At 40.4% G+C, this 23,417-nt stretch carries 22 protein-coding genes; 8 read left to right on the plus strand and 14 right to left on the minus strand.

Annotated elements, in window-relative coordinates; translation table 11 throughout:
- Positions 1–159: 159 nt before the first annotated feature.
- The gene (bcp, locus tag ACH8E3_RS14725) at positions 160–627 is read right to left on the minus strand and encodes a thioredoxin-dependent thiol peroxidase (RefSeq protein ID WP_458633405.1); all 468 of its coding nucleotides are present in this window, start codon (positions 625–627) and stop codon (positions 160–162) included.
- A 142-nt stretch (positions 628–769) separates the two neighbouring features.
- Here bcp and ACH8E3_RS14730 point away from each other — a divergent pair, with 142 nt between their 5' ends.
- Both ACH8E3_RS14730 and ACH8E3_RS14735 read left to right on the plus strand, forming a co-directional pair.
- Positions 770–1,780 carry an LCP family protein gene (locus ACH8E3_RS14730; RefSeq protein ID WP_458633406.1) on the plus strand — a complete coding sequence of 337 codons (1,011 nt, stop codon included), beginning with the start codon at positions 770–772 and terminating at the stop codon, positions 1,778–1,780.
- Positions 1,781–1,810: 30 nt separating this feature from the next.
- Positions 1,811–3,118 carry a glutamate-1-semialdehyde 2,1-aminomutase gene (locus tag ACH8E3_RS14735; RefSeq protein ID WP_458633407.1) on the plus strand — a complete coding sequence of 436 codons (1,308 nt, stop codon included), beginning with the start codon at positions 1,811–1,813 and terminating at the stop codon, positions 3,116–3,118.
- 126 nt (positions 3,119–3,244) lie between these two features.
- Here ACH8E3_RS14735 and ACH8E3_RS14740 read toward each other — a convergent pair whose 3' ends face one another.
- The 5 genes from ACH8E3_RS14740 to ACH8E3_RS14760 all read right to left on the minus strand — a co-directional run bounded on the left by ACH8E3_RS14740 (position 3,245) and on the right by ACH8E3_RS14760 (position 8,184).
- Complete coding sequence (locus tag ACH8E3_RS14740) at positions 3,245–4,507, minus strand: stalk domain-containing protein (RefSeq protein WP_458633408.1); 1,263 nt, start codon at positions 4,505–4,507, stop codon at positions 3,245–3,247.
- Positions 4,508–4,573: 66 nt separating this feature from the next.
- Complete coding sequence (locus tag ACH8E3_RS14745; protein ID WP_458633409.1) at positions 4,574–5,449, minus strand: inositol monophosphatase family protein; 876 nt, start codon at positions 5,447–5,449, stop codon at positions 4,574–4,576.
- A 221-nt stretch (positions 5,450–5,670) separates the two neighbouring features.
- Positions 5,671–5,991: a hypothetical protein gene (locus tag ACH8E3_RS14750; RefSeq protein ID WP_458633410.1), complete on the minus strand. Its 321-nt coding sequence runs from the start codon at positions 5,989–5,991 to the stop codon at positions 5,671–5,673.
- Positions 5,992–6,029: 38 nt separating this feature from the next.
- The gene (locus ACH8E3_RS14755; protein ID WP_458633411.1) at positions 6,030–7,124 is read right to left on the minus strand and encodes a D-alanine--D-alanine ligase; all 1,095 of its coding nucleotides are present in this window, start codon (positions 7,122–7,124) and stop codon (positions 6,030–6,032) included.
- 58 nt (positions 7,125–7,182) lie between these two features.
- Positions 7,183–8,184 carry an amidase domain-containing protein gene (locus ACH8E3_RS14760; protein ID WP_458633412.1) on the minus strand — a complete coding sequence of 334 codons (1,002 nt, stop codon included), beginning with the start codon at positions 8,182–8,184 and terminating at the stop codon, positions 7,183–7,185.
- 258 nt (positions 8,185–8,442) lie between these two features.
- On the opposite strand from ACH8E3_RS14760, the gene acnA reads away from it, so the two are divergent.
- Positions 8,443–11,157 (plus strand): aconitate hydratase AcnA, encoded by a 2,715-nt coding sequence (acnA, locus tag ACH8E3_RS14765; RefSeq protein WP_458633413.1) that lies wholly within the window; start codon positions 8,443–8,445, stop codon positions 11,155–11,157.
- A 101-nt stretch (positions 11,158–11,258) separates the two neighbouring features.
- Here the strand turns inward: acnA and ACH8E3_RS14770 are convergent, their stop codons facing one another.
- Together ACH8E3_RS14770 and ACH8E3_RS14775 are read right to left on the minus strand one after the other, a co-directional pair.
- The gene (locus tag ACH8E3_RS14770; protein ID WP_458633414.1) at positions 11,259–11,660 is read right to left on the minus strand and encodes an O-methyltransferase; all 402 of its coding nucleotides are present in this window, start codon (positions 11,658–11,660) and stop codon (positions 11,259–11,261) included.
- Between the two features lie 304 nt (positions 11,661–11,964).
- On the minus strand, positions 11,965–13,755 hold the full coding sequence (locus ACH8E3_RS14775; RefSeq protein WP_458633440.1) for a M3 family oligoendopeptidase: 1,791 nt from the start codon (positions 13,753–13,755) through the stop codon (positions 11,965–11,967).
- A gap of 121 nt (positions 13,756–13,876) precedes the next feature.
- On the opposite strand from ACH8E3_RS14775, the gene ACH8E3_RS14780 reads away from it, so the two are divergent.
- Positions 13,877–14,044: a YycC family protein gene (locus tag ACH8E3_RS14780; protein ID WP_458633415.1), complete on the plus strand. Its 168-nt coding sequence runs from the start codon at positions 13,877–13,879 to the stop codon at positions 14,042–14,044.
- Positions 14,041–14,271 carry a hypothetical protein gene (locus ACH8E3_RS14785; protein ID WP_458633416.1) on the plus strand — a complete coding sequence of 77 codons (231 nt, stop codon included), beginning with the start codon at positions 14,041–14,043 and terminating at the stop codon, positions 14,269–14,271. Before ACH8E3_RS14780 ends, ACH8E3_RS14785 begins: the two co-directional genes overlap by 4 nt.
- A gap of 84 nt (positions 14,272–14,355) precedes the next feature.
- Here the strand turns inward: ACH8E3_RS14785 and ACH8E3_RS14790 are convergent, their stop codons facing one another.
- Both ACH8E3_RS14790 and ACH8E3_RS14795 read right to left on the minus strand, forming a co-directional pair.
- Positions 14,356–15,063, minus strand: coding sequence for a DUF2225 domain-containing protein (locus ACH8E3_RS14790; RefSeq protein WP_458633417.1), 708 nt, complete (start codon positions 15,061–15,063; stop codon positions 14,356–14,358).
- A 45-nt stretch (positions 15,064–15,108) separates the two neighbouring features.
- Positions 15,109–15,489, minus strand: a complete 381-nt coding sequence (locus ACH8E3_RS14795) for a globin domain-containing protein (protein WP_458633418.1) — start codon at positions 15,487–15,489, stop codon at positions 15,109–15,111.
- Positions 15,490–15,930: 441 nt separating this feature from the next.
- On the opposite strand from ACH8E3_RS14795, the gene ylbJ reads away from it, so the two are divergent.
- Both ylbJ and ACH8E3_RS14805 read left to right on the plus strand, forming a co-directional pair.
- Entirely contained in the window at positions 15,931–17,193 is a 1,263-nt protein-coding gene (gene ylbJ / locus ACH8E3_RS14800; RefSeq protein ID WP_458633419.1) for a sporulation integral membrane protein YlbJ, read from the plus strand.
- A gap of 67 nt (positions 17,194–17,260) precedes the next feature.
- On the plus strand, positions 17,261–18,064 hold the full coding sequence (locus ACH8E3_RS14805) for an NAD kinase (protein WP_458633420.1): 804 nt from the start codon (positions 17,261–17,263) through the stop codon (positions 18,062–18,064).
- 37 nt (positions 18,065–18,101) lie between these two features.
- On the opposite strand, the gene ACH8E3_RS14810 is transcribed toward ACH8E3_RS14805, so the two are convergent.
- Together ACH8E3_RS14810 and lipA are read right to left on the minus strand one after the other, a co-directional pair.
- Complete coding sequence (locus tag ACH8E3_RS14810; protein ID WP_458633421.1) at positions 18,102–18,419, minus strand: YutD family protein; 318 nt, start codon at positions 18,417–18,419, stop codon at positions 18,102–18,104.
- A 38-nt stretch (positions 18,420–18,457) separates the two neighbouring features.
- Positions 18,458–19,339 (minus strand): lipoyl synthase, encoded by an 882-nt coding sequence (lipA, locus tag ACH8E3_RS14815; RefSeq protein WP_458633422.1) that lies wholly within the window; start codon positions 19,337–19,339, stop codon positions 18,458–18,460.
- 202 nt (positions 19,340–19,541) lie between these two features.
- On the opposite strand from lipA, the gene ACH8E3_RS14820 reads away from it, so the two are divergent.
- Positions 19,542–20,603 carry a M23 family metallopeptidase gene (locus ACH8E3_RS14820; RefSeq protein ID WP_458633441.1) on the plus strand — a complete coding sequence of 354 codons (1,062 nt, stop codon included), beginning with the start codon at positions 19,542–19,544 and terminating at the stop codon, positions 20,601–20,603.
- Positions 20,604–20,618: 15 nt separating this feature from the next.
- Here ACH8E3_RS14820 and yunB read toward each other — a convergent pair whose 3' ends face one another.
- Together yunB and ACH8E3_RS14830 are read right to left on the minus strand one after the other, a co-directional pair.
- A complete protein-coding gene (yunB, locus tag ACH8E3_RS14825) occupies positions 20,619–21,413 on the minus strand; it encodes a sporulation protein YunB (RefSeq protein ID WP_458633423.1) in 795 nt (264 codons plus the stop codon).
- A 130-nt stretch (positions 21,414–21,543) separates the two neighbouring features.
- On the minus strand, positions 21,544–23,355 hold the full coding sequence (locus tag ACH8E3_RS14830) for an FAD-dependent oxidoreductase (RefSeq protein WP_458633424.1): 1,812 nt from the start codon (positions 23,353–23,355) through the stop codon (positions 21,544–21,546).
- Positions 23,356–23,417: the final 62 nt, after the last annotated feature.

Raw genomic sequence — 23,417 nt, forward strand, 5'->3', positions numbered from 1 at the left:
ATAAATCTATTGTTTTTGTTTTTTACACTGTCCACTTGACGGGGAGCACTTCATTAGATCTATCACTAGGCAGCTTTTACGCATAACAATATTTGATTTATCCATCCATATTCATGTAGACATGTCTACTGCGTTATCATCATACATTTATAATAGTTATTATTGGGCTTGTAGCGTTGCTAGCACTTCTTCTGCATGACCAGCTACCTTAACCTTACGCCATTCTTTCACAAGCATTCCTTCTTCATCAATCAGAAATGTAGAACGGACAATCCCTAGATACTCTTTCCCAAACATTTTCTTAAGTTGCCATACGTCATAGCTTTCACTCACAACGTGATCCGAATCCGATAATAATAAAAATGGAAGCTCGTGACGCTCTGTAAACTTTTCATGTGATGCCAGCTCATCCGGACTAATTCCCAGGATAACAGCACCCAGACTCTTCATTTCTGAATGAAAATCTCGAAAGTAACATGCTTCCTGCGTGCAGGTTGGTGTCATGTTTTTGGGATAGAAATAAAGTACAACCTTTTGTCCACGGTAATTACTTAGCGATACTCTTGTGTTGTTTGATGCCAATAGTGTAAATTGTGGTGCCTCTTTACCTAATAGTGATGCTTTCATTGATTATCTACTCCTTCAAATATCATCATTCTTCACAATAAATTGATTGTATCCGCCAAAAAAATTATAATTGATATGAACGCAGATTCTTTGGTGTCGAAAATTGAAATTTCACTTGCTATGATCGAAAGGAAGATTCCATATGACAAAAAAAACGAAAAGAACTTTAGGGCTAGTTCTTGCTGCGTTGATACTTGCAGTACTGGGTTATGCTGTGTATTATTTTACATCCTTCTATAATGGCCTAGAAGGGTTACAAAAGGAAGGAGATAAATCTCCATTCAGCCAATTACAGCAAGTTGAGGCTACTGCTCCAGAACCTCCGAAGTGGGAAGGTACTGAACTTGTCAGCATTCTAATCATGGGTGTTGATGGTCGTGGTCTTGCTGATGGCGATATCCCGCGCTCCGATAGTATGATGGTTGCCACGTTAGATCCCGTAAAGAAAAGTATACATCTTTTCTCCATCTTAAGAGATACATATGTGGATATCCCTGAATATCGAAATGATCGCATTAATTCCGCCATTACGCATGGTCCGAATACAGCCATGACAGCTATAAGTAATCTTTTGGGTATTCCTATTCAATACTATGTTTATACTGACTTCCAAGGATTTATTAAACTGGTCGATTCCATAGGTGGTGTTGACTTCTACGTAGAAAAGGATATGAAGTATAGTAGTAAAGCCGATAAACACGCGTTTGATATTGACCTTAAAAAAGGACAACAACATTTGGATGGCGATAAGGCATTACAATATGTTCGCTTCCGTCACGATGCTTTATCTGACTTCACACGTACAGAACGACAACGTGAATTCCTAAAGGCAGTAGCTAACAAAATGAAAACTACAACTTCGATCATGAAGCTTCCTTCCATTCTAGAAGAGGTTAGTCCCTTTGTTGACACGAACTTAGAAATCAATGACATGTGGAAATTAGCCAATATCGGATACCAGAGCAAGGTAGTTGGTAGTGAACAAATTCCACCCATGGATATGCTTGCCGAGAAGACGATTGGTGGGGCATCTGTTATTGTTGTGAAAAACGAAAGAAAATTAAAGGAATTTGTTCAGCAAATTGTAAATCCACCAGTCGAAGATGTTGATCATCAAGCTAATGATGTGCAAGTTGAATCCACTACGAAGTGAATAATGCAGCAGTGAAAGGAAGTTAACAACATGTTGAAACGAACACAATCTGAACGCTTATATAACGAAGCTTTACAACATATCGTAGGAGGCGTGAATAGCCCATCACGTTCATTCAAGGCTGTAGGTGGAGGCGCCCCAGTATTCATGGAGCGTGCACAGGGTGCTCACTTCTGGGATGTAGATGGTCATAAATATATTGATTACCTTGCAGCCTACGGACCTATTATTACGGGACATGCTCATCCACATATTACAGCGGCCATTACGAAAGCAGCCGCAAATGGCGTACTATATGGTGCTCCCACGGAATGGGAAATCACTCTTGCCAAAATGTTAAAGGACGCTATTCCTTCCATGGATAAAGTGCGATTTGTCAATTCAGGTACAGAAGCGGTGATGACAACGATACGTGTTGCACGTGCTTACACCAAACGTAATAAAATCATTAAATTCGCCGGATGTTATCATGGGCATTCCGATCTTGTTCTCGTAGCAGCAGGTTCAGGTCCCTCTACCTTAGGTATTCCAGATAGTGCTGGTATTCCACCAAGTATTGCGCAAGAAGTCATTACTGTTCCTTTTAATGATCTTGACAGTCTAAAGGTAGCCCTCGAACGATGGGGCGATGATGTTGCAGCGGTAATGGTTGAGCCTATTGTCGGTAACTTCGGTATGGTTATGCCGCACGAAGGCTTCCTAGAAGGACTCTGTACAATGACTCGTGATAATGGTTCATTAGTCATCTATGATGAGGTCATCACGGCGTTTCGCTTTCATTATGGATCCGCCCAGACGTTTGCAGATTTGCAACATCATGAAAGAATTGCTCCCGATCTCACAGCGCTAGGTAAAATTATAGGTGGTGGCTTACCCATTGGTGCTTATGGAGGTAGCAAAGATGTCATGGAGCAAGTAGCTCCACTAGGACCTACTTACCAAGCGGGAACAATGGCAGGTAACCCAGCATCCATCCTCTCAGGTATTGCTTGTTTGGAAGTACTTCAGACGGACGGAGTCTACGAAGAGATGAATCGATTAGCGGTAAAGTTAACGAAAGGTCTTCAATCTTCTGCTAATCGACATGGCATCCCACTGACAATCAATCAAATCCGAGGTTCATTCTCTACCCATTTCTGTGATCATCCGGTTACGAATTATGAAGAGGCTCAGCATAGTGATGGAGAGATCTTTGCTACGTTCTTCCGCCACATGTTGAATCATGGCATTAATTTAGCTCCATCTAAGTACGAAGCATGGTTTCTAACCATAGCTCATACAGATGAAGATATTGAACATACGATAGAAGCTGCCGATAGTGCCTTCCGGCTTATGTAACTCCCTATAAGTTACATAAATAGAATAACTGCACGTAAATAGAGGCTCCATCACGGAATTGTATCGATCCGTGATGGAGCCTCTATTTGGTATGCTTAGTTCTATGAGCATTAGTTGGAGAACGTATTATAAATTAATAAATGCGGTTCTTAACGAAGCTCTGTATTGCACATCGAACCCCAGTCCTGAGGCTAATACAGCTAATGGAACATAGGTCTTGCTCTCTTTTCCAACCTTATGAAGGAATGCTGGTGAATCCACTGTAACAGACTTTCCATTGACAACGACATGTTTAGAGCCAATTGTAATGACAACTGTCCGGTCTCCTAGTGTTATCGTTGCGCTTGAATCTTTACTATTCCACAACGAGGTTGCACCTACGGCATCCACGATATCTTTAATAGCTACGAAATTCTGGTTACTACGAAGTACAGGTTTATATGGTGTATTTAATTCTTTACCTTTTACAACAATCGTCATGGGTAAGGTTTTGTCATTTGTAGTAGGATTACGGTAATCTCCCCACACTTCTTCTACAAACACCTTTGCGATAGCCGCATAGCCGAATTGATTAGGATGGATATCTCGCTCCTTAATGATATAAGTCATCGTTCCTTCCCCACCTACAAATTCTTTGGCTACATGGGCAACCTTGACCTTGATTCCACTACTTTGTGATTCTGTTGCTAACTTCTCAACAACACTTGTAAATGAATCGGCTGCTTCCATCAGTTTGGGATATAGCGCACGATTAGCTACAGCTGGCAACGGCTGATATTGATCGGCTATCACGATAAGAACATCTGGGTTCAATTCATAAAGATCACGAATCACAGCAGTCATAGTTGATTTATAAGCTGATAATAATTGATCAACTCTTTGGGTCAGTTCTGCATCTGTCAACTTTTCTGCTTCTTTAATAATAACACCCAGATCGTTTCCACCGATGGTGATGGTGATCAGATCTGCGGATTGAAGATCTGTGTTCAATTGGATGGCCGAAGCTCCCAACTGCTCTGCCCTAGGATCAATAAGGTCAGGTTGAATGGCATTTGCAGTGATGCTATTGCCAAGTTTAGCTGCTTCAACAAAGCGTTCTAAGCCTGCCACCTTCAATCCTGCGATCCCATAGTTTACCGTGTTCGTTCTTCCATGAAATAATCCTTGTTCATGAAGTCTTTCTACATAGCCATAAGGAGTACTGCTCTGGTTCATGCCAGGTTCATATCCAACCGTTAGGGAATCCCCAAGCGCAACAATACGATAGTCATTGTCTTCTGATCCTTGCGCATGTATGAACCATGGTGAGCTCATCCCGCTTAATATGACAATAGAAAGTATCGTGGCAATGATTACACTAGATACTTTTCTTTTCCACAACTTTAACAATGGGTCAGCTCCTTATTTATCCAATTTAGATGTTCATGATTTCAAATCCGTTAATCACCTATGCAATCATTGGTTGTCTAATGCTGTAGCACGCGCATTCTTTAGGGAATCTACAAGATCATCATGAATATGCCCATTACTTGCTACGACATGTCTTACACCTAGATGATATGGACGTCCTAATGTATCCGTAACTTCACCACCCGATTCCTTAACCAACAATACTCCAGCAGCTAGATCCCAAGAACTTAGTCCAATTTCCCAGAAACCGCTCAGTCTTCCTGTCGCTACATAAGCCATATGCAAGGCAGCTGAGCCCCCGGCTCGAATACTGCGCGCTTGTGGAGCGATATGCTGTAGACCTAGCATATTTATAGGATAAGCAAACTTCTCATCTGGTGGGAAACCCGTGGCAAGAAGACTTGTTCCCAGCGTTGTCTCTGGCGATACATTCATCCTTTTCCCATGAACATATGCGCCTTTGCCTTTCTCCGCAACGAATAATTCGTCTCTAGATGGATCGTAGACAACACCAACAATAACTTCACCTTTATAAGCAAGAGCAATGGAAACTGCAAAGAACGGGAACCCATGTACATAATTCGTTGTACCATCCACTGGATCAACAATCCATAAAAAATCGGATTTCGCCGCTAAAGAAATCTCTAACGCTTGAGTGGATGCATCTGGACCTGGCTCCACACCCTCTTCTCCAAGAATCTCATGATCAGGAAAATGAGTTAGAATCAGTCTGCGAATCATTTGTTCCGCACCCTTATCGATTTCCGTTACAAGATCTTGCGGAGAATACTTGGTACTTAACTCTTGTACAGTCCCAAGTCTACTCCTTATCCATTCACCTGCTTTTGCTGCTGCATTAATAGCAACGGGTGTATATTCCTTGCTTGACACTACATAAGGAGCTTTATTATCTTGATCCAAAGCAATCAACTTCTTTCTATTGAAATCTTGCTATTACGATCATTATAAGACTAGTATAATCATTTCTTCCATTAAAAGAATCGGACGAATCACACTATTTTACATCGTTTCGCCTTTTTTCGTTATCCTAAACTACATACATATCCAAAATACCTTATTTTACCTCTATATTCAAGAGCAATCCTATATAGCTTGTCCTCATTCGCACGAACTCACATGCTTCACTCCTGATTGTCGCCAAAAAACATTTCATAAGCTAGATCTGTCTGAACACGAGATTCTTCCTCATTCAACTTACGAATAAATTCCATCTCAACTTCAGTAACTTCTTCACCTTGAAAATTAATCTCAGCAATATATCCCACAATCTTAACGATAGCGATAGCTAGGTTCTCTGGTGTGTAGGCGATAACCTTCTGACCTGTTGGGAATACTCGAAAACCTTTCTTCACCATTTTGCCACGTCCATACTCCATGAGTTCATATAATTCCTGCTCATTCTTGAACTTACATACTGAATTGAATTCGGTTTGAAATCCCATCACTATTCTCCTTTTCTATTCAAGTTAGCAAGACTTCATTACAGTTCATTATTATAATCTAGTGTTTGTTTACTTTGATAACGCTCCATTGCTAATTCAATCATTCGATCAAGTAAAGCTGCATAACTTAACCCTGTCTCTCTCCATAATAATGGATACATGCTAAATGGTGTGAACCCAGGCATGGTATTGACTTCATTAATAAGAATAGCCTGATCCGATCTCCTTACGAAGAAGTCTGCTCGGCTAATGCCATTGCCTCCAATTGCTTGAAACGCAACGATAGCGGCTTCCGTAAGTCGATCTACCAATTCTGAATCCAAAGGTGCCGGTATCAGCATTTGGGATTGACCATCTGTATATTTGGCAGCATAGTCATAATATTCGCTAGAGGAAACAATTTCACCAGGTACAGATGCCATGGGCTCGTCATTTCCAAGTACACTTAATTCGATCTCTCTGCCATCCACGAATTCTTCTACAATAACTTTGATATCATAACGAAATGCATACTCAATCGCTTCTTTCAGTTCTTCACGATCTTTGGCTTTGGAGATTCCTACACTGGAACCGAGATTGGCTGGTTTCACGAAGCATGGATAACCCAATGCATCTTCCACACCTACAATCAACTCAAAGCTGTCACGTTGCCATTGACTACGTGTGAAATAACGATACCCACACTGTGGTAATCCCGCTTCAGCGAACAATTTTTTCATAATAACTTTATCCATTCCAGCTGCCGATGGTAGGACTCCAGCACCGACATAAGGCATATTAGCCATTTCAAATAAGCCTTGTATCGTACCATCTTCACCAAATGTTCCATGAAGCAATGGGAACATTAAATCCACTTGAACGGAAGACTCGTCTTTCGTTAATCGACTGAACACAACACCTAGAGCAGCCTGTGTTCCTTCGCCATATTGTGCAAGTTTTAGATCTTCAATCTTAGTGAAAGGAGATTGTTGTACCTCACCTTTTCTCCATTGTCCTTGCTTCGTGATATAGAATGGAATGATCTCATATTTATTATAGTCAAAGGCATTCATCACAGCAAAAGCTGTTTGTAATGATACTTCATGTTCTCCAGATTTACCGCCATATACAAGCCCTACGATTTGTTTACTCATGCCTAACCTCTTTCTTTCCTAATATAATGTACTGTAACTACTCATCATACATAATGGATTACAACACGTCAGGAATATGTAAGAACAGATATTTAGTCTTCTCCTGCCACGCGTATGAATTCTTGTAATCCCAGTAACGATGTTTACTATTTATAGTATGTGCATTTACCAATGGCATCCCACCTGCGTCGAATGCGGTTACGATGGTACTATGCTGATATGTCCCATCACCATCCCAATCATAAATGATGATATCTCCAAGCATTAATTTCTCCGCACGATCTACAACTTCAGCTCGTAAGCCCGAATTACTGGATGTTAAGAGATTTGATAAACTATTGGCAACTGCCCAACTATAGCTCCACCATTCTTTTCCACCGGAATATCCTTTATACCACCATCCAGTTGCTCTATTTCCAGTATAGTTTATTGGAGCTCCCCCTGCAAAGAGACATTGTGAGATATAGTTCGTACAATTAACAGCAAAAGCGATAAATTCAGGGTTCTCTGAGTCCCACCACCGATCTGCATAAGCTACTGCTGCTTCTCGTATATATTTGATAGGACGACGTTCAGTTCCACTTCCCCATACATTGGAATTCAAATAGGGTTGTGTACCTGCACCCATTATTACTTCTTCTTGACTCACAAGAATCTGTTCTAATATGGGATGCTGCTCAGTTATTAAACGCTCAACGTCTACAATAACCCACCGTTCCCCATCACGAATAAAAGTAAGTCTCTCCTTATGGATGGTATCTTCTCGATGTAGCATTCCGCCCTTAGTATAGAACACTTGCATGTGAAGTTGTATATCAACGATCATTTCCTGCTCCGTTTCACGTATGATTCGTAGTAACTTGGCAAGTGTTTCACTCTTTTGTGGCTGAGCATCTCGCAATATATACCATTCATTTAACAATCTAGTTCGTTGCGAGCGCTCCATTAAATAGGAAATATCGCTTACAACTTGTTGCTTAGTCTCACTTCTACTATTTATCTGACTTTGGTTATATTGATTAACATATGAATATAATACTTCTTGCCATGTATGCTCCATAGGATCAACTCCTTCGTTAACATTGAATAATGTACTTACCATTGTTATCAATATATGAAGGGAATCTCTGCGCTATCCATTTATCTTAGAAACTAACTTTTTTAGGCCTAATTTACTAATTTAAGCCTCACTAATATCTATAAATTCCTTTACTAGCTCCATTGTAAACGGTATACTTAATGTATAATGTAAATTTTGAAATTATGTTTCACCTAGTGGAACAACACTGGATTTGATACTATTTAAGGGGGATTACGTATGCCAGAAAAGGATATTTTCTCTACTGCACGTAAGTTAGATGTTGGTGGCAAAGAATATAGTTATTACAGCCTGCAATCTCTAGAAGATCAAGGAATTGGAAGTGTGTCTAAATTACCATTCTCCATCAAGGTGCTTCTAGAAGCTGCATTAAGACAATACGACGGACGGGCTATTACGAAAGATCACATAGCATTGCTTGCTGATTGGAATACAGGTGGCGCGGAGAATAAGGAGATCCCATTTATCCCAGCTAGAATCGTTCTTCAAGATTTCACAGGTGTTCCTGTTGTAGTAGATCTTGCTGCCATGAGAGACACCGTGAAGAAAGCTGGAGGAGACCCTAAACAGATCAACCCACTTGTTCCTGTAGATTTGGTTATCGACCACTCTGTCATGGTCGATGCTTTCGGTACTGCAGATGCGTTGGAATATAATATGGAACTGGAATTCGAACGTAATGAGGAACGCTACCGTTTCTTGCGTTGGGCACAGACTGCTTTCAATAATTTCAGAGCTGTCCCACCTGCAACAGGAATCGTACATCAAGTTAATCTAGAGTATCTCGCCTCAGTTGCAGCAACGAAAGTCATTAATGGTGAGACATTTGTATATCCTGATTCACTTGTAGGTACAGATTCTCATACAACGATGATCAATGGTCTTGGCGTAGTTGGATGGGGTGTCGGTGGTATTGAAGCAGAAGCTGGTATGCTTGGACAGCCCTTGTATTTCATTATGCCTGAAGTCGTTGGATTCAAACTTACTGGGGAACTTAATGAAGGTGCAACAGCAACAGATTTAGCACTGACAGTAACTCAGATTCTACGTAAAAAGGGTGTCGTCGGCAAATTCGTCGAATTCTTCGGACCTGGATTACACAACCTCAGCCTTGCTGATCGTGCAACCATTGCTAATATGGCGCCAGAATATGGTGCAACCGTTGGGTACTTCCCGGTTGATAAAGAAACTCTGTCTTATCTTAGAAATACAGGTCGTGCTGATGAACAAGTTGAACTTGTAGAAGCTTACTATAAAGCTCAACAAATGTTCCGTACAGAAGACACCGTTGATCCGGAATTCTCAGATGTTATTGGATTAGATTTAGCTTCTGTTGTTCCAAGCTTGGCGGGACCAAAACGTCCACAAGATCGTATTGAATTGACCAACATGAAAGAAGCATTTAATGATATCGTCCGTACGCCAGTGGAAAAAGGCGGTTATGGTCTTACCGAAGAAAAGATTGATGAAAAGGTACGTATACAACATAAGGATGGCTCTGTTAGTCAACTTGGAACTGGCGCGGTAGTGATTGCAGCCATTACAAGCTGTACCAATACTTCTAACCCAAGTGTCATGCTAGGGGCAGGCCTATTAGCTAAGAAAGCTGTAGCGCTCGGTCTCAAGAAGCCAGGCTATGTAAAAAGTAGTTTGACACCAGGATCGCTAGTCGTTACTGAATATTTACAAAAGGCTGGATTATTAGAGTCATTAGAAGCTCTGGGCTTCTATCTTGCTGGATATGGTTGTGCTACCTGTATTGGTAACTCAGGGCCACTTCCAGATGAAGTCAGTCAAGCTATTACAGATAACGATATGACTGTGGCTGCGGTACTATCTGGTAACCGTAACTTTGAAGGTCGTGTGCATGCACAAGTGAAAGCGAACTATCTGGCATCACCTCCATTAGTTGTAGCTTATGCGCTTGCAGGTACCGTTAATATTGATCTGAACAATGATCCTTTAGGATACGATCAGAATAATCAACCTGTCTATCTAAAAGATATCTGGCCTTCCTCAGCAGAAATTAAAGAAGCGATCGAAATGTCTCTAACTCCTGAGATGTTCCGTAAGAAATATGCGAATGTATTTACGGCTAATGACCGCTGGAATGCCATTCCAGTGCCTGAAGGTGAGCTGTATGAATGGGATAATAAATCAACTTACATTCAGAACCCACCTTTCTTCGAAAATCTAGAACCTACACTTACCGACATTGGTGAGATACGTTCCGCGCGTGTTTTAGCATTACTAGGTAATTCTGTAACGACAGATCACATTTCTCCAGCAGGTAATATCTCGCCATCAAGTCCGGCGGGTCTATATCTTAAAGAACATGGTGTAGAACGTAAAGACTTTAACTCATATGGCTCACGTCGAGGTAATCATGAAGTCATGATGAGAGGAACATTTGCGAATATTCGTATTCGTAACCAAGTTGCACCAGGAACTGAAGGTGGTGTAACAACGAATCTACTTCATGACGAGGTAATGTCTATCTATGATGCCTCCATGGATTACCAAGATCAACATCAGAATCTGATTGTCATCGCTGGTCAAGAATACGGAACCGGAAGTTCACGTGACTGGGCTGCCAAAGGGACTACACTACTTGGCGTCAAAGCTGTCATTGCCGAGAGCTACGAGCGTATTCACCGTAGCAACCTTGTTGGTATGGGGGTTCTACCTCTACAATTCGAAGAAGGTACAAGTTGGACTAGTCTTGGAATCAATGGTCGAGAAACCTTTGATATCTTAGGTATTACCAATGAGATCAAACCTAATCAAGAGCTAACGGTCACTGCTACACGTGAAGATGATACTCAATTTAACTTCACAGTCATTGCACGATTAGACAGTATGGTTGACGTAGATTATTACCATAATGGTGGAATTCTTCAAACCGTGTTACGTCAAATGATAAAGAATCAATAATCATCCGATTATGATGGCTACACTATAATGAGAATACAAAAATCAGGTCGAGGATAACCACCTTGACCTGATTTTTGCTTATTAATAAATTATAATTATGATTAGTCCGATGATACTTCTGAATATGTATGTCGCGAATAACGGATCATTAAATTCGCCATGTTGTAATTCGATTCAAGGAGTGCGTCTACCGCTAGGATACCTTGTTTTACCATGAATTCAAAACTAATCTCACCATGTGTCCAATGACGTTTATACTTCAGACTTTCTATAGCCATATTCCTAAATGACATTTGCTGACCTGTATTAAGTCCAGCCTCAGATATTGAGAATCCACCATTACGTCCTGAGATTGGATTGTGTCTTATTCCGAACTTTCCAACAGCATTATTACGTATCTGCATAAATAAAGTACCTGCAGTTAATCCAGCTAATTCCTGTTCTAATTCTTTGAATACCATGTCCATTTGTCTCGCTAACGATAATTGCTCTATCTTCATCATTCAACCCTCTTCCCTTCTCGTGCCCATAATATAGGGCTTACGACTCATTATAAATCTTCAATAATTATTCTACAACATATTAAAACAAAATTGGGTATATATCCCTACCATTTATTGTTTTTTTACTCTTTTCGATGATATATTCAGCTAAAATTCGTCTAATTTCGACATTTCACTCAGATTATCTTGATACAGTTTATAAGTCAAAATACTCATATTCTATACGCGCACATAAAAGAAGGATCTCCATTAATGGAAATCCTCCTAATTTGTATAACGGTAATTCATAAACGACTAGTTCAAATTATTCTGTCATCTTTAGGAATTCTTTAACATCAGCAACACATAAATCCATCGCACTTTGCCAGAAATCTGGACCCGTTAAATCTACACCTAAATGTTTATCTGCTAATTCCTCTACGGTCATCTTGCCTGTATCTTGCAACAATAGATCGTATTTCTCAGCAAAGGATGAGCCTTCCTGTTGGGCAAGGACATACAGTCCTGTGCTGAACATATAACCGAAGGTATAAGGGAAATTATAGAAGGGCACATCTGTAATATAGAAATGAAGCTTCGATGCCCAGAAGTGCGGATGATAAGACGATAGTCCATCACAATAGGCTTCTTGTTGCGCCTCTTTCATAAGATTGTTTAGCTCTTCTGCACTCACAAGGCCGTGCTTGCGCATTTCGTAGAATCGAGTTTCAAATAAGAATCTTGCATGGATATTCATAAAGAATGCAATACTATTCTGAATCTTCTCTTCCAATAATGCCAGTTTCTCATCTGGATTAGTCGTAGCCTTGACTAACGCATCAGCTACAATCATTTCAGCGAACGTGGATGCCGTCTCTGCGACGTTCATAGCATAATCTTGATTCAATATATGAATATCATTCATTAAGAACTGATGGTACCCATGACCAAGCTCATGCGCAAGTGTGGATACGTTGGAAGCGGTACCTGCATAGGTCATGAATATTCTTGTTTCCTTACTTGAAGGAAGTGAAGTACAGAAGCCTCCTGGCCGTTTACCTGGGCGATCTTCTGCTTCAATCCACTCATTGTCGAATGCAGTCTCTGTAAATTCAGCTAATTTGGGACTGAATGTATGGAATTGCTTCACGATCTCTTCTGCAGCGTCTTGATATGTTATTGTTTTTGATGTCTTACTAATAGGTGCTTCTACATCTGCCCAACTTAATTTCTCAACGCCAAGAATTTGTGCCTTTCGTTCCAAATACTTCATAAATACAGGCTTATTCTCAATAATGACATTCCACATCGCATCGAGTGTTTGTTGAGACATCCGATTCATCGCTAGCGGTTCTTTTAAGATGCCATTCCATCCACGACGATCATATAATTTAAGTCGAAAGCCTGCCAAATGATTTAACGTATCTGCGCAATAGTCCTCGGCCTTTGTCCACGTGTCTTCCCATTTATCGAACATCAACTCTCTAGTACTACGGTTGGGATCATGTAATTTGTTCGCTGCTTGTCCAGCAGACAATAATTTCATTTCGCCTTCTTGATCAAATGGGATCTGAATATGGCTTACAATAGTGTCATAGAACTCACCCCACCCATGATACCCATCCACAGCTAAATCAAGTGCAAGACTTTCAAGTTCAGGGCTTAATTTCTCACGGGCATGCTCACGACTCTCTGTTAGAACAAATGAAAGATCGCTAACTTCTTCTCTCTTCATCCATTCTTCCCAGACTGCATCCGTTGTTGCACGAAGCAAATGTTCAAATTCTGCATTAACACTCTTAATTTGAGCATGCAAATTCGTTATTTTACCTGATAATTGAACTGCCTTCTTGTCTTGTTGATCTTGAGCTCCTAGACAAGATACGAATGAACTTGCTTCAGATGCTCTTTCCACACAGCTTGCATACGATGTGATGAATCCATCAAAGTGCTTAGTTCCTTCCATATCCGCAGGTGCAACTGCATTCTTAATGTATGTCTGAACCTGCTCTACATCTTTTTCTAATTGACTTAAAAAATGTGTGAATTCTTCTGAAGAAGATCCACCCGAGAAGATAGATTCTAAATTCCATGTGAGTGATAGGTTGGCTTTCATCATGTATATCTCCTTTCAAATCGCGCTTAATTAAGATAATATTTGAATTGAACTGCAGGAAACGGTATAACTATAATATACGATCGTACCATCATTTATTTAAGGAAGGGGTAATCCAACTATGAAACCGCTACAGATTTCAGCAGAAACCGCCATCACACTATCCAAAAAGTTAGGTGTCCCTATTGAACACCTTATGCATATGCCACAACATATTCTGATGCAAAAGATTGCTGAGCTTAGCGTACAAGATAGCTCTACATCATCAGAAGAAAAGGATCCGTCGTGATTCCATTTCAGAACACAGTACCCTATGACAATATCATGGGTGATATTTATGTGCCGACCTGTCCATTTTGTGCACAGAATAATGTACTCGTCCCTATGAAACCTGAGGAACTTCAGATCATTCATGAGGGAAAGAAGAAACTTCTGGTGTTTCCCTGTTGCAACAATAAAACCAATATCATTGATACGGATGTGGATTACTTATTATCTGATCAATCCATTCGTTAACTCTCCACAACAGACAAATCACGCTTGGTGACTATCGTTAGTCCATGTACGCACACGACGACTTTATGTTCTAAGCGTGTATTATTATTTCGTATCCAACATTTGATCAGGTAATTCCAATTTCTTCGCAATCATATCTTCTCTCAGGACAGTCCATTGCTCCCTTGATGCACGAATCATCGCAGCATCCATAATATGCTTATCATTGATAACACGTGAGAACCACTGTACAGCCTCGTTTAGATTGCCTACTCTTCGGTTTATTTCTCCAAGCAAATACAACAAGCGAGCATTATTCCCGCTCGCACTTTCATTCTCATACACATGTATGTATGATTCTAAAGAGAAATTCAAGAAACGCTGTTCCTGTTCATGATCTTCCTTATATCGATATAACCATGCTATATGTTGGAGTAGACTTGCCATGATCGTCTGTGAATCTCCAATGATCTGTGCTGAAAGAAGCGCTAACTTATATGTCTCCAAAGCTGTATCCCAATCTCTTACCCCACCGAAGTCACGTTCAACCCAACGTTCACTAATATACTTCTTAATATTCTTCTTATGAGCATCAGTAATCCTCATAGAGGAATTCTCAGTAAAAGAGAATCCGCATTTAGGGCACACTCTTACGACATAGTAATCCGGATTATCATTCTTATAGTATGCACAGAAATCGGCATCTGTATGGATGGCTTTTTTGAAGCTAGGTCTAACACGAGAAGTCTTAAACTCATGTTCACAATGTAAACAGGTAACTTTGATTAAGTAAAGCGGTTCCAGGGTACTCACTTTTTCTACATCCTTTCGTATGCGAATAATTTCAATGTTGTGACTCTATGATGGCGTATTTACGAAATGATGCGCTGGACCAGAAAGACGATTTAACACAAATCCTCTTAGAGGCTCGTCGATCCCAATTTCAATTAACGCTTCACTCATACAATTGAGCCAAGCTTGACTGTGTTCTTTGGTAATAGGAAAGGGTAAATGCCTTGCTCTCATCATAGGATGTCCATACTCGTCAGAATACAGGGATGGACCACCAAAAAATTGACTTAAGAACATATACTGTTTGTCCATAATCGGATGAATATCTTCTGGGAACAGGGGGCTCAATAACGGATCATTCTGTACCTTCGGATAGAAAGCTTCTACCAAGGCACGCAAGCCATCTGGCCCACCAATATTGTCATAAATACTTTGATTAGAATTCACTAAGAAGTCACCCACCTTTATTTCATATATATAACTGTACTATAGTATACCTTATATCTTGGATGATTTACCATTAGATACATCATCTATGTATTTCACAAAGAAGGTGCCAAACAGAAATCTGTTTAGCACCTTTAGGTTAAGTTAGTAACTACTCCAATCCTCTTCCCCCGAATGAATCAAAGAGGCTCTGATCACATACACGAAAGCACAGACGAGAATACCCGTAATCACACCCACAGTTCCATCACTCCATTCTTATCATATACGGCATTGGAAGATAAGCTTTAATATAGTTATTTTATCATAGTTAATCTGAAAAAACACGCAGTAATGTAAACGCTTACCTAAATTAAGTAGTCATGTTTGTCCACTCCCTGACATAAAACTAGGTATAACGGGTTGAATTCGCTTGAAGTTGGATTAGGTCAGGAGGCGCAGATGATGCGTATCAAAAATTATGGAATCCTTGTTATAATCATCTTATTAATAGGAATTCTATCACTCATGGTTGTGTATCCAGTCGCTTATCTAGATGCAAGTATCAGGGGATTAGCGATTTGGTGGGACGTATTATTCCCATCACTATTCCCATTCTTTATTATATCTGAAGTGTTATTGGGTATTGGTGTTGTACATTTAATAGGAACATTACTTGACCCCATTATGAGACCCGTCTTTCGAATTCCTGGAAGTGGCGGTTTCGTGGCTGCGATGGGTTATGTTTCTGGTTATCCAATCGGGGCGAAATTAACAGCACAATTATGGGAACAAAAAATGATTAATCGAGATGAAGGAGAGCGTTTGGTTGCCTTCACAACATCTTCTGATCCGATCTTCCTCATTGGAGCTGTTTCCATCGGCTTTTTTCATAACCAATTGATTGTTCCCGTATTGGCAATTGCTCATTATGGAGGAGGATTGCTCGTAGGGATTCTTATGCGATTTCATGGTGCAAGATCAACAACATCTACGAAAGATACCTCTGCTAAACATCCTAAACGACAGGGTAACCGATTGAAGGAAGCCCTTCATGCCATGCATACAGCACGAATGAATGACGGAAGAAATCTATTGGAACTGTTACAACAAGCGATACAATCATCACTGCACCTCATTATTGTTGTGGGCGGACTCGTTGTTTTCTTTTCTGTATTCCTTGAATTACTTACGCAAGTAGGGATCATGAAATGGTTGTATGTATTTATTGAGCAAATATTAGCTTTGTGCGGTCTACCTACTGCTCTCTCTACATCCTTTGTGGGCGGAATCTTTGAAGTTACACTAGGAGCTCGCTTTGCTGGTGATCCGACAAGCATGATACCGTTATCCTTCAAAGTGACTGCTGCTGCTTTTATTCTCTCCTGGGGTGGTCTATCTGTCCATGCACAAATTGCAAGTATTCTTCATTCCACCAACATTAGATATTGGCCATTCCTCATTGCACGTTTAGCACACGGAATCTTCTCTGCTTGTATCGTGTTATTACTATGGGAGCCACTAGCTGGACATTTGGAGTCACAGCAAACGATGATTCCCCTAGTCATAGACCCACAAGAGGTCTTGACTAGTATATTTCCTCAAAGTTATATGTATGTGATCTGTATTTTCATTGTATTACTCATTAGCATTGTTATACTTTCTGCTGTTTATCATTATATAAAGTCTGTGTGGGCCTATATAATGTGTACTGTTAGCAAATGAATAGTTGTGTTCTGTCCTAATATTGATTATGATCGATATAAACTCATGATAAAGGAGCTTATCACCCTTGAGATACTATGTTCTGGACCGTGGGGATCACTTATCTGTTGATTTAGCAGATCAATTCCATACACTTGCGGCACAGCGTAATTTTGAATTAGATGCCGTATCGCCGGAAATTGTAATTTCTATTGGTGGGGACGGCACCATGTTGCACGCCTTTCATACTTTTAGAGAACATATCCCTAACATTGCCTTTGTTGGCGTACATACAGGCCATCTTGGATTTTACTCAGATTGGAAATCAGATGAACTAGCTGAATTAGTTGAACTTATGAGTCATAATCAATTATGTATGACCAACTCTGCACGTATTGTTAAATATCCGCTCATTGAGCTTACTATTCATCAAGAATCTGGGACAAGTACACATTTAGCCCTAAATGAATTCACACTCAAAGGTGTATACGCCACGCTCGTCGCTCAAATCGACATCAATGATGTTGCATTCGAAATGTTCAGAGGTGATGGTATTTGTGTCTCCACGCCTTCAGGAAGTACAGCCTATAATAAGAGCCTTGGCGGAGCCATGATTCATCCATCCATTGAAGCTATACAAATTACGGAGATAGCCTCCATAAATAACCGAGTTTATCGAACAATGGGTGCCCCTTTACTACTCCCAAGTCACCATAAGTGCGATATTATACCTAGTTCAGATCAGCGTTTGCTTATAACCATTGATCACATTACCATTCCTGTTGAAGATTTAATATCTATCAGCTGTAAAGTATCTGAACACAAAATCAGCTTTGCTCGTTATCGACCATATCCATTCTGGAATCGTGTACGTTCAGCCTTTTTACGATAAGTATTTCTTGTATGCGCAGATGCACAAAAGCAGCCCTTTACTCAAGGGCTGCTTTTGTCTTTTCTATTTCTTTGGGTTGCGGTTCACGGTTCTTCTGAAGAACAAAGTACGCACAACCGAAATTACAGTATTCATTAATATAATCAACCATACTTGAGAATGCTGATTCCTTCGTAGCTTTTGGATGGCTGTCTTTATAGAATCCTTTCAATCGCAACTGACTGTAACCCCAGTCACCAATAATATAATCGTATCTTTCTAACACATCACTATATCGATCTTGGAAGGCGTCTTCATTCCAACCACTTTTATGATCTTTTAATATGTCATATCTTTTTCCATCGCCAACAATCACAAAGAATCCCCCTGCCTTTCCTATCCTAATGAACTTCCTTAGAGCTGTTGCCTAGCTGATTTCACTTGTTCATGGGCGCGATAAGAACTACGCACAAGTGGTGCAGATTCAACATGACTGAAGCCCCTTTTCAATCCTTCTACTTTTAACGTTGCGAAATCTTCTGGCGGGATATACTTCACTACGTCTAGATGCTTTTGTGAAGGTTGTAGATACTGCCCTAGTGTCAGTATATTACAATCAACTGCTCTCAAATCATCCATCGCCTTTAATATTTCATCCCATTCTTCCCCAAGCCCCAGCATAATACTTGATTTCGTTGGGATGTCTGGCATCCACTTTTTCGCATCACGTAATAGATCCAAAGATCTACTATACTTGGCCTTCGCACGAACGCGGTCCGATAGACGCTCTACGGTCTCTATATTGTGATTCAAGATATCAGGTTTAGCTTCCATCACCAGCCGTAGCGCCTCGGGATTCCCTAGAAAATCTGGAATCAACACTTCTACACTACAAAGGGGTAACCGTTTTCGAACAGCATGGATTGTGGCTACGAAGATAGAAGCTCCGCCATCTTGTAAATCATCACGCGCTACGCTTGTAATGACACAATGTTGAAGATTCATACTCTCAGCAGCCTCGGCGACACGTTCTGGCTCTTCTAAATCTAATTCTGTAGGCATTCCTGTATTTACTGCACAAAAACGACAAGCGCGTGTACATATATCACCTAGAATCATAAATGTTGCGGTACGGTTAGCCCAGCATTCATAAATATTAGGACATCGTGCTTCTTCACATACCGTATGAAGTGTCTTTGCTCGCATCATGTTCTTGATTTCTTGGTAGTTATCACCCGTTGTTAATTTGATTCGAATCCAATCTGGTTTAGGTTCTTTCGTGGTACTTCTCGACAATTCAATATACCACCTTTCATACCCTGTTTTATCCTATCAATTTTCTTAGTATATCATGAATTTCTGTCCATTACCTTGTTTTTACACCTAAAAAATACTTTGGATAAAAACAAACAAATTGATTAAACCTAAGGCAAGACATTGTAAGTCATTTGTTTAGTCATTCACCGTTCTTATTAAACCATCAGGAGGTCAGCAAGTGATCACTCTTAGGCAAAAGAATAATAATGTTATACGTCGTTTGGTTTGCATATGTATTTCTACCATACTAACCGTGTGCTACTACACACCTATACATGCTTCTGAAGTGCCGCAGACATCAAAAGGAACCGATAATCTACAGAAAGATGATGTCTATTCATTACGTCGAAACCTCTATGACAAGATCAGTATCGTCACGCAAATTCCATGGAATCGCATGGCTGCCATAGATCAATATGAACGAACTTTAACGAAGGCTCATCCCAAAAGTCGTGCGCATCCTGCGCGTCTTAGTGGCATATATATTACCCCTACAGCTTGGTCTGGTGCTCTCAATCCTAATTCCAATGATGATAACCCATTATCTATATCCCTCTTTGGTGGCATAGGTAGAGATGGATCGGGCGACCAGGTTGCAGATATCAATAACGACATGGATGTTCTATATAGCATGGCTAGTCATCTTCTTAAATACGGTCAATCACAGAATGATTTCAGCATTGCGGTATGGGAATACTATAACAATAGCCGTGCTGTCCAACGTATATTACAATTCTCCAAACTATATGATAAATATAGCCCTTCTGAATTAAATCGACACACATTTCCTCTTCCCATTACTAGTCACTATTCTTACCGTAGTACTTGGGGGACTGGGCGCAATTGGGGTGGCTTTCGTATTCATGAAGGAACAGATCTATTTGCAGGTTATGGTGTTCCCGTTCGTAGTACAAGCTATGGAGTTGTTGAATTAAAAGGCTGGAATTCTTATGGTGGATGGCGAATTGGTATACGGGATATTAACAATCAATATCATTATTATGCACATCTTATGGGATATGAAAAAAGTCTGAAAGCAGGGGATATGGTAATCTCCGGACAAGTCATTGGCTATGTAGGTAGTTCAGGTTATGGTAAACCTGGTACACAAGGTAAATTCCCTCCACACCTTCACTATGGAATCTATCGCGATAGCGGACTCATGGAATGGTCCTTTGATCCATATCCGCTTCTTCATCAGTGGGAATTAGGGGAACGAAAATCTCGAAAGAAAAAGAAGTAGTGTTTGTTGTCCTTATTAAGGATGTTCCATATCAGATGCTTTGGGGGTAGCCGTCATTGGATTCTGTATTTTAACATCCTCGGATTGGTCCCCCGCACCTAATGGAATAGAAATGTTTGGTGCACTCTCTCCATTTCCACCCACAGGTTGACCTTTCGAATTATAATAATACATAGGCACATCTCCTACCACAAGCAGATAAGATATCGGAATTTCTGTGTCGATTACCTCGTGTTCCATATCGAATGGAATAACGACAGCGACATCTACACTGACATGAATATATACTTCAACTAGAATCATATTAATACCGGCATCATGCTGTCTTGTTGATAATTCAACTTTCGCTGCTCCCTGCGGTTCTACACGCACCGGAATTCCAGGCCCGAAAGAGGCTAGCATCGGGCTACCCAGAGCCATTCCAACAGGAATCTGTTCTGATAATTGATGTACATTATTTAATGTATCTTGAACAACATTAAATGTATTAGAGGTTATTCTCATATGTTCCGTATAATTCAACATAAATCCAGCAACTTTACCCGACTTATCCATCTTCCAATTCACAAGCTCATCGTAATCTTGTCCCTGTGAGACTTGAGAACTGATTGCCTGATTGATTGCCTCCGTAGCTAACTGTTTCACTCTAATCTTTGCCAAATGCATAATGGGTGGCTTCAGATTATGATCTATATACGCAAATCCTTGAATCAATATAATGAAACAGATAAGCATTCCTACAAGCCATAATCTTCGTCTACTGCCTGGTTTACTACTGGACTGGCTACGCCACTTCGTCCTTCTTCTCATCGTCAACCTCCAATGCAAAGAACATGTCTTTATAGAAGCATATGAATGGGTATATCAAAAAAGAAGGCAAAGAACATCTCATCAGGTCATTTACCCCATGAATGTTCTTTGCCTTTATCTTGTTACATGTTTACTTTGCTTCTGCAATAGCTTTAGTTGCATGTTCACCACTTAAGCGACCACTAGTTAACGCATACTGAACCGCGCTACCTGTCATGTAGACTTGATTGTAAAGATAACGATTCGCCGCTTCTCCACCTGCATAAAGATTGTTAATGATGGAGCCATCCGCTTTTAGAACACGATAATTCTCGTCGATCTTCACTCCACCAAAAGTACCCATTGTTCTCGGATAATTTTTCACTGCATAGAATGGTCCTTTGTTAACAGGAACAAGTGTTGTAGCTTCTTTACCAAAAGCATCTTTTCCTGAGGTCACTCCCGCATTGAAAGTATCCATTGTTTGTACGAATTGATCTCCCGTAATCTTCATCGCAGCGGCTAATTCTGCAAAGGAATTACCTACAGCAATTTCATCACTAGGAAGATTAGCCTCAAGCGTTGTAATTGTTTTGGCATTCGCATCACTTGAATCTAAGACCATCCATACTTGTTCGTTAACAGCCACTTTATTCGTTACGATAGCGTAATGACTATTTTCATTCATAAAGCGCTCGCCTTTTTCATTGATATAGACTTTTGTAGTATCCCATTCAACTGCCGCTAATCCAGGAATACGAGCTGTCATACCTAGTCCGATAATCCATGGATCTTCATATAACTCCGCGCCTAATTTCTCTGCCATGACAATTCCGTCACCTGTACTACCAGCAGAAGCTGCGCTGATGTCCATATTCTTAACGAAATCTGGTAAGAAACGATTCATTAATTCCTCACTCTTAGCGAATCCTCCAGATGCGATAATTACCTTTTTGGCATGAATGATAAGCTTTCCTTCTGCATTCGTAGCAACTACACCAACTACATTACCTTGATCATCCGTCATTAATTCCGTAGCCGTTGTCTCTGTTAGAATATCAACACCATTATCATTTAGTGTCTTTTCCATATTTGCAATGATGGATGCGCCACTTTTCTCAGGGAAATGTAGACGTACTACAGGGTCTACACCATATCCTTCAACGGATCTATACGTGTGATTCATATTATCAACTAACCAATGCGTAGTATCTACTGCATCATTCATAAATGTCTTTACACGATCATAATCTGGATATTCACTATCTGGATTACTCGTACTTTGGCGTTCTTTCCACAGCTTCTCCCATGCTGCAGGTGAGTCTTCCACTCCAAGCTCCTTTTGGAAGCGACTTCCTGTTGCAGCAATTGCACCGCCAGATAGACTTGTAGAACCACCTAATGTAGCTAATTTCTCTAGAACAACGACCTTTGCACCATTCTCAAAAGCTGAACCAGCGGCAGCAAGCCCTGTTCCTCCTCCACCAATAACAACGACATCCGTAGTTATTTCGGTTTCCTTCTGTTCTATATCATCCTTAATAACAGCTACCTTTAGAGCAGCTACATCTCCTCCAGCTTGCTTCACACAATCTTCAACCGCAGCAAGAATCGCATTGGATGAATGGGTCGCACCTGATACAACATCAACAGCCAATGTCTGTCCTTCAACAATTTGCTGAGGAATCCGTTCAAATGGCGTATTACTAAGACCTTCCGTTTCAGTCTGTTCTTTCACCTTTACCGAAACAATTGAATAATCATCAAACACAACTTCTACCGTCACATCACCATTGTTACCCTCAGCCTTCGCTGTGTACGTACCTGCTGTATAAATCGCCGCCGCTTTAGTTACATTCGAATCTGATTTCCCATCATTATTCGTCTTCGAACAAGCAACTAAACTTAGCATTAACATAAATGCCAACAGCACAATACTAACCTTCTTCATTCTTGTTTTCATTGTTATTCCCCCTTGATGTATACAACCTTAATCATATAATTAGTATCTTATATGGTGGGGTC

It is taken from the genome of Paenibacillus sp. CMAA1364 (assembly GCF_054373195.1).

Coding starts and splice junctions, on each gene's coding strand:
- ACH8E3_RS14770 (WP_458633414.1), bottom strand. CDS start 11,660: ATGATGAAGATAGAGCAATTATCGTTAGCGAGACAAATGGACATGGTA.
- acnA (WP_458633413.1), top strand. CDS start 8,443: ATGCCAGAAAAGGATATTTTCTCTACTGCACGTAAGTTAGATGTTGGT.
- yunB (WP_458633423.1), bottom strand. CDS start 21,413: ATGAGAAGAAGGACGAAGTGGCGTAGCCAGTCCAGTAGTAAACCAGGC.
- ACH8E3_RS14775 (WP_458633440.1), bottom strand. CDS start 13,755: ATGAAAGCCAACCTATCACTCACATGGAATTTAGAATCTATCTTCTCG.
- ACH8E3_RS14755 (WP_458633411.1), bottom strand. CDS start 7,124: ATGAGTAAACAAATCGTAGGGCTTGTATATGGCGGTAAATCTGGAGAA.
- ylbJ (WP_458633419.1), top strand. CDS start 15,931: ATGATGCGTATCAAAAATTATGGAATCCTTGTTATAATCATCTTATTA.
- ACH8E3_RS14760 (WP_458633412.1), bottom strand. CDS start 8,184: ATGGAGCATACATGGCAAGAAGTATTATATTCATATGTTAATCAATAT.
- ACH8E3_RS14735 (WP_458633407.1), top strand. CDS start 1,811: ATGTTGAAACGAACACAATCTGAACGCTTATATAACGAAGCTTTACAA.
- ACH8E3_RS14750 (WP_458633410.1), bottom strand. CDS start 5,991: ATGGGATTTCAAACCGAATTCAATTCAGTATGTAAGTTCAAGAATGAG.
- bcp (WP_458633405.1), bottom strand. CDS start 627: ATGAAAGCATCACTATTAGGTAAAGAGGCACCACAATTTACACTATTG.
- ACH8E3_RS14830 (WP_458633424.1), bottom strand. CDS start 23,355: ATGAAAACAAGAATGAAGAAGGTTAGTATTGTGCTGTTGGCATTTATG.
- ACH8E3_RS14780 (WP_458633415.1), top strand. CDS start 13,877: ATGAAACCGCTACAGATTTCAGCAGAAACCGCCATCACACTATCCAAA.
- ACH8E3_RS14730 (WP_458633406.1), top strand. CDS start 770: ATGACAAAAAAAACGAAAAGAACTTTAGGGCTAGTTCTTGCTGCGTTG.